This window comes from Peribacillus sp. NPDC055009, from assembly GCF_053608705.1.
In genome coordinates, this window is record NZ_JBSGVZ010000004.1 from 324258 (window position 1) to 331671 (window position 7414).

Here is a 7414-nt window from a genome sequence, read left to right on the forward strand (position 1 = left end):
ATTCAGAATTGTGATAAAATATAGGTTAGGTTACAAAAGGAGAGTGAAACTGTGTTATCTATTCCGGATGATAAAATAAGACCATTCATAACTATTACAATTGATCAGCCTACATTATCAGACCAAAAAATTCATGAGATACAGGAACCTTTCTTCTTTCTTATGAAGGAAAATCATGTGTTTGCGTATATCCGCATGGATGACCTCCCGTTAAATGAAAAAATAACGACAGTCGATCAGCTTTTACAGTATGCTTTTTCGATTGATAATGTCTGTAAATTAACCCCTAACATATCCTTGCCGCTTCTGTTTCAAATTATCGGAGAACCTATCGTGCTGATAAAAACGGATGATGGCCTGCTTACCGGTTATGTAAAAAGGGAAGATGTGTTAGCAGAATTATTCAAGCAGGACAGCAAACAGAATTTAGACCTGCTAAATGTTATTTTAACCTCCATACCTATGGGGATTTTTGTAGCTGATAAAGAAAAAAATATCGTGAACTTCAATGAATCAGGCTTGAAGATGATAAAAAAGCCTTCTGAACAAGTCCTAAATGAACCTGCTGCGGACATCTTCAATAAGCAGCATATACATAGCGTGTTTGCCAGTGGGAGCAGTATTCTGAATCAGTTGGAGATTACTGATGTCATGAGTGTGCTTGTCGACTATAGCCCGATTCTGAACCATGAAAAAGAAGTTGAAGGCCTGATCATCATCGTTCAGGATTTACCGATGGTTGAGGAAATGGCCATGGAAATAGAATTGATAAAAAGCTCGAATAAAGACTTGAATGCCATTTTAGCGAATATCTATGATGAAATACTTGTAGTCAATCAAAAAGGAGAGCTGCTGCGTTATAGTGACAGCATCATCTCAGGATTCTGGGGTAAGGATTTAAAAGATTATATTGGGAAGAATCTTTTGCAATTAGAAGATGAAGGGATTTTTAATCCTTCGGTCACCCGGTTAGTCCTTGAACAAAAAAAGAAAGTATCGATTGTCCAAGATACGAAAATGAATAAGAAAGTCCTTTCCGTCGGCACCCCTGTGTTCAATGAAAAAGGGGAAATAGATCGAATAGTCATTGCATCAAGGGATATAACGGAAACGACACAATTGAAATCTGAATTAAATGAAATGAGGAAAGAACTGGATTCATTCAAAAAACAGGATCAATTTTATAAAGAGTTGGTTTTTGCAAGTCCTAAAATGGAGCAGATAATCAGCCAAGTCAAGAAAATCGCTCATTTCTCATCAACCGTATTGATCAACGGGGAGTCGGGAGTAGGTAAAGAAGTGATAGCCGAAGCCATTCATAAAATGGGCAGGCGGTCCAAGCAGCCTTTCCTAAAGATAAATTGCGGGGCGATTCCGGAAAACCTCCTCGAAAGTGAATTGTTTGGTTATACGAAGGGTTCCTTTACAGGAGCAGATAAAAATGGGAAGGTAGGATACTTTCAGCAGGCCAATAAAGGTGTTTTATTCCTTGATGAAGTGGGTGACATGCCCATACACCTGCAAGTCAAGCTACTGCGGGTCCTCCAGGAACAGGAAGTGATTCCGATTGGCAGCACTACACCCATTTCCATTGATGTTCAAATTGTTGCGGCCACGAATAAGAGTCTGGAAAAAATGGTCGAGATGGGGACGTTCAGAGAAGATTTATTCTATAGATTAAACGTCATACCCATACATGTGCCCCCTTTAAGGGAAAGGCCGGAGGATATACCGCCACTAGCCTTTCATTTCCTGCAAAAACTGAATGAAAGGTATCAGCGGAATTACCACTTTTCCCCTGATGCATTAAATATCCTGGAAGTCTATACATGGCCGGGGAACATCCGTGAATTGCAGAACATGATTGAAAGATTGGTTGTTTCTGCAGATGAAGAGACGATCGATGCTGATTTCATTCAAAGGTTCATACCTGTGGGCAGTGACTTTAAACAATCGAAACCCATCATTACGAGAATCCTTCCGCTGCAGGAAGCACAGGATCATGTCGAAGAGCAATTGATCATGCTTGCCATGAAACAGTATAAAACTACGACCAAAGCGGCAAAAGCGCTCGGGATAAGTCAATCGTCAGTGAGCAGGAAGTATCAAAAAGTGTTAGCTGAACAGAGTAAGAAAATCGAAAAAAATGCATATTGAATAAAAGCCGTTGCCGAGTGATGAAAAATCGCTTGTCAACGGCTTTTATTTTTATAGTAGCATTTGGGCAGTCTTTTTTATGATTTACAAGGATGGTTATGCAAATTGAAATATCGTTATGCAAATTTGCATAATTATAACGTGATTTAACAAAAAGAATGCTGTTTTGTTGGTAAATTAACTTGGCATGGTTCTTGCTTGATAAGTAAGTATAAGAAAAAAGGGAGGTAAGCATCAAAGTTTATAAAAGAAGCAATCTCAATTAACCATCCACTAAAGTTATAAAAAAAAGGAGCTTATAAAATGTCAATTAACGTAGAAAGTAAAAACACTCAAGCTAACCATACAGCAACCCAAGATTATATTAAAAAAGTGCTTCAATTAATCGAACAAAAAGAAATTTCAAAAGAAGACGCGCAGTGGGTAACAAGAGAAACGGTCGAGAATTTCCGTAACCATGTAAACCCTGGATTTTTGGAATATCGGAAGACGGTCACTAAAGACACGCAATTCGCTTCCGTGGAGTGGTCTGATCAAGATTCCTGTTTTACCGATGTAAATGGAAAAAAATATATTGATTGTTTAGGTGGCTTTGGTATTTATAATGTTGGCCATCGTAACCCTAAAGTAGTAAAGGCCGTAACCGATCAATTGCAAAGACAAGCCCTTCATAGCCAGGACTTACTTGATCCATTACGTGCAATGCTTGCCAAGATCCTTGCCGAAATCACACCGGGAGATCTAAAATACTCGTTCTTTACGAACAGCGGTACCGAGAGCGTGGAGGCTGCACTTAAGCTGGCTAAAATGTACAGTGACCGATTCACGATCATTTCCACGACAAAATCATTTCATGGGAAAAGCCTTGGTTCCCTATCGGCAACGGCAAAGGGCATGTTCAGAAAACCTTTCATCCCGTTGGTACCAGGTGTGCGTCATGTACCATTCGGTGATCTGGATATGATGAGAAAAACGTTTGAAAGTTGTGCATTGGTCGGTGAAGATGTTGCTGCTGTGCTGTTGGAGCCTATTCAAGGTGAAGGAGGGGTCATTCTTCCTCCGCAAGATTATTTAAAGCAGGTTCGTGCATTATGTGACGAATATGATGCGTTATTGATCTTGGATGAAGTGCAAACAGGGATGGGACGGACAGGTAAAATGTTCGCTTCTGAGCTATATGATGTTGTTCCGGACATTATTTGTTTAGCGAAAGCATTTGGCGGCGGAGTAATGCCTGCAGGGGCTGTCGTAGCCAATGAGAAAGTGTTTAAAAGCTGGTTCGACAATCCATTCATGCACACAACTACATTTGGAGGAAATCCACTCGCTTGTGCTGCGGCCATTGCTACGATCGACGTACTTTTGGAAGAAAACTTACCGCAGCGTGCTGCAGAAGTTGGTGAATACTTCCTAAATGGGTTAAGGGAAGTTGCTGCTGAGCACAAAGATAAGGTTTTGGAAATCCGCGGCCAAGGATTGATGATTGGTATTGAGTTCCATAAAGATGAAGTGGGTTATGAATTCTCAAAAGCCCTCTTTGATAAAGGCATCTTGGTGGCAGGTACGCTTATCAATTCCAAAACAATCAGGATTGAGCCGTCATTGACTATTAAGTTGGATGAAGTCGATACAGTCATTAAAGCGTTTAAAGAGGTCTTGCCGACGCTTCAATCTTAATTTAAAAAAGCAGAAAAACAGCCTTTGGGCTGATTCAGATTTTAGATAAAAAGGTTTCGGAATGGTCTTATTCCGAAACCTTTTTGTTATTTTTTGCTTTGTAGCAATTTTAGGAATAGTGAACACTCCAAGGTCATTATTTAGACCATTTCTACCCTTCGTCAAGTCCAGGCGGCCATCTTCTTTACATTAATGGCAGCCTAACTAACCAAATGGTTTGCTGCACCAGGTGGTCTAAAGTAGTAAACATTTCAAGCTGATCAAAGGTACCCTCATCACCTCAAGTTTTCATCCTTCTAATTAATGAGTAACGGAAGGTACGAGACTCCTGCGGGGAAAGCGGGCCAAGAGAGACCCCGCAGGCGCTAATAGCACCGGGGAGGCTCCAAAGACCGGCTGCGGAAAGCGAGTGCTCTACGTTCCAATCAACGGTAAATTTTAAACACCTTAAAAAATTGTCGGCAAACTCAGTTATTATCGAGTTTGTTTATAAACTGAAACAGCCTTTGGGCTTTTTTTGTTGCTTGGAGGGAGGAGGTATAGAAATCACTTTTACTATACTTAGTTCCCGTTTTATAGTTTTTTTCATGAAAATGCGTCATGAAAACGGGAATTACTCAGATTGGAAAAGGATTTAATTCCTTTAACGTAATTTGGTATGTTATAATAATTTCTGGAAAAAGGAGTGATGAAGATATGACACCTGCTCTGCAAAAAATGTGGATATCCTTTATAGCAATGGGCTTTATGATTATCTCTATATTTCTAATTTACTTAAGCCGCTATAAATTAAAAGGTTTTTGGAGAGTCTTGACAGCAATTATCGCATACATACTTATGATTCTGGCCGGATTGATCATCCTTATCGTTGTTCTTAGCGGGCCAACCACTTGATAGGTGAGGAGAAATGATGAGAAATTTTTTCAAAATATTATGTTTACTTTGCATCTCTGTATCATTATCTGGCTGCTTATATCCAGAGAAGCAAAAAATGCAAAACCAATTGCCTTATAAAGAGCAAATACAATCCGTCCAAAGTGCAGTGGATCAATTTCAGAAAGATGAAGGTGGCATACTGCCCATCGTTACAAAAGATGCTGATACACCGATTTATCAAAAATATGTCATAAAATTTTCAAAGATTTCACCGAGGTATATGGCTGAACCGCCGGACAATGCATTTGAATCAGGAGGCGTCTTTCAATACATCCTCGTTAATGTTGAAAATGATCCGACCGTAAAGCTGTTGGATGTCAGGATGGCGCAAAAGATTCAGGATGTTTCCTTGAGATTGACTGCCTATCAGCAAAGCAACGGATATCCGCCATTTAAGGAAAGGTTATCCGGTAATGTCTTCACGCTTGATTATGAAAAAATGGGCCTGAAGGAAGCTCCGACGGTCACGAGTCCATTTTCACAAAAAGACTTATATCTCGTAGTTGATGGTCAAGGCAGTATTTTTGTTGATTATACCCCGGATTTAATTGAGGCATTGAAGAAACATGAGGGGGAAATGAAGCCAGGTGAAGATATCCGGGAACTGCTGGTGCAGAGTTCGGAGTTCGTCCCTGCCTATTCATTGCCATATACAATTGATGAAAAAACAAAAAATCCAATATTTCTTACAAAATAGGCATAACCCTTCTTCTACAAAATATATTGTAGGGGAAGGGTTATTTCTTTTATCTTTATTTCATCTTACTTTTAAAATAACAACCCTTATATAAAATTTCTGGTGGAGGAAGGGATTGAACCAGGGAAATAATTGGAATAAATTTTTAGGACAACATCATAGATATATATTGTCCTAAATAAATGCAAATGGATAAACGAAATCCCAAAACTCTAATTCGGGAGGGGATACCTTGGAAAAGGTAGATATTTTTAAAGATATAGCTGAACGGACCGGTGGCGACATATATTTGGGGGTGGTCGGTGCCGTCAGGACGGGGAAATCCACATTTATTAAAAAATTCATGGAGCTAGTCGTCATTCCGAATATTCCGTCAGAGGCGGACCGCGCAAGGGCACAGGATGAATTGCCTCAAAGTGCTGCTGGAAAGACGATCATGACGACGGAACCCAAATTCGTACCGAACCAGGCAGCATCGATTCAAGTGGCTGAAGGTCTCGACGTGAATATCCGCTTAGTCGATTGTGTCGGTTATACAATACCTGGGGCTAAAGGGTATGAAGATGAAAATGGTCCCCGCATGATTCACACGCCTTGGTATGAAGAGCCGATTCCATTCAATGAAGCAGCTGAGATCGGTACTCGCAAAGTAATTCAGGATCATTCCACATTAGGCGTGGTCGTTACGACGGATGGGTCGATAGGAGAAATCCCGCGAAGTGATTATTTAGAGGCAGAGGAACGGGTTGTCGAAGAATTGAAGGAGGTTGGCAAGCCATTTATCATGATTGTCAATTCCGTTCAGCCTCACCACCCGAATACGATAGCCCTGAAGGAATCCCTGCAGGAAAAGTATGATATCCCTGTATTGGCCATGAGTGTCGAAGGTATGCGGGAATCGGACGTTTACAGCGTACTCCGCGAGGCCCTGTACGAATTTCCAGTTCTCGAGGTCAATGTTAATCTTCCGAGCTGGGTAATGGTTTTGCGCGAGGATCATTGGTTGAGGGAAAGTTACCAGGAAGCGGTTAAAGAGACCGTCAAGGACATTAAACGACTGAGGGATGTAGATCGTGTGGTCGGTCATTTCAATGAATTCGAGTTCATTGACCGTGCAGCGCTTGCAGGCATTGAGATGGGGCAGGGTGTTGCAGAGATCGACCTATACGCCCCTGATGAACTCTATGATGATATTCTGAAGGAAATTGTCGGTGTGGAGATTCGGGGCAAGGATCATCTATTATCTTTAATGCAGGATTTTGCGTATGCCAAAGCAGAGTATGACCAGGTGGCCGATGCATTGAGAATGGTCAAACAAACAGGATATGGTGTCGCAGCCCCTTCCCTCAACGATATGAGTCTTGACGAACCGGAAATCATCCGTCAGGGAGCCAGATTCGGTGTCAGGCTAAAAGCCGTAGCTCCTTCCATCCATATGATCAAGGTCGATGTCGAATCCGAATTCTCGCCAATCATCGGTACTGAAAAGCAAAGTGAAGAATTAGTCCGGTATCTGATGCAGGATTTCGAAGACAATCCACTTTCCATTTGGAACTCAGATATTTTTGGCAGAAGCCTAAGTTCCTATGTAAGGGAAGGCATACAGGTGAAATTAGCGATGATGCCTGACAATGCCCGCTACAAATTGAAAGAAACACTGGAGAGGATTATCAATGAGGGCAGTGGGGGATTGATTGCCATCATCTTATAAAATGTTTAAAAGCTGGACCAACTCCATTTATGGATTGGTCTTTTTGCATGCGAAATACTCAGGATAACAAGAAAAAGATCATTTATGAGCGCTAAAATTTGAAATAATCTGCTGTTTTTTAGTATAATCTTGAAAAAACCCTGTGGTTAAGCGATTTTCAGCAATATAATAAGTTTAATTTCTATAAAAAAGGGAAATGATGAATAGCGAAAGACAAAATTTATAATATATACAAT

The 7414-nt window shown here is 40.7% G+C and carries 5 protein-coding genes; all 5 read left to right on the forward strand.

Annotation, left to right across the window (positions count from 1 at the left end; genetic code table 11):
• The first annotated feature begins 51 nt into the window (after positions 1-51).
• The 5 genes from ACWF5P_RS09885 (at position 52) to spoIVA (ending at position 7178) form a co-directional block, all read left to right on the forward strand.
• On the forward strand, positions 52-2157 hold the full coding sequence (locus tag ACWF5P_RS09885) for a sigma 54-interacting transcriptional regulator (protein WP_434167334.1): 2106 nt from the start codon (positions 52-54) through the stop codon (positions 2155-2157).
• A 303-nt stretch (positions 2158-2460) separates the two neighbouring features.
• Complete coding sequence (locus ACWF5P_RS09890; RefSeq protein WP_434167333.1) at positions 2461-3834, forward strand: putrescine aminotransferase; 1374 nt, start codon at positions 2461-2463, stop codon at positions 3832-3834.
• Between the two features lie 696 nt (positions 3835-4530).
• Positions 4531-4728 carry a DUF2768 domain-containing protein gene (locus ACWF5P_RS09895; RefSeq protein ID WP_101222425.1) on the forward strand — a complete coding sequence of 66 codons (198 nt, stop codon included), beginning with the start codon at positions 4531-4533 and terminating at the stop codon, positions 4726-4728.
• 16 nt (positions 4729-4744) lie between these two features.
• On the forward strand, positions 4745-5467 hold the full coding sequence (locus tag ACWF5P_RS09900; RefSeq protein ID WP_397315766.1) for a hypothetical protein: 723 nt from the start codon (positions 4745-4747) through the stop codon (positions 5465-5467).
• Between the two features lie 232 nt (positions 5468-5699).
• A complete protein-coding gene (gene spoIVA, locus ACWF5P_RS09905; RefSeq protein ID WP_101222423.1) occupies positions 5700-7178 on the forward strand; it encodes a stage IV sporulation protein A in 1479 nt (492 codons plus the stop codon).
• Positions 7179-7414 lie beyond the last annotated feature (236 nt).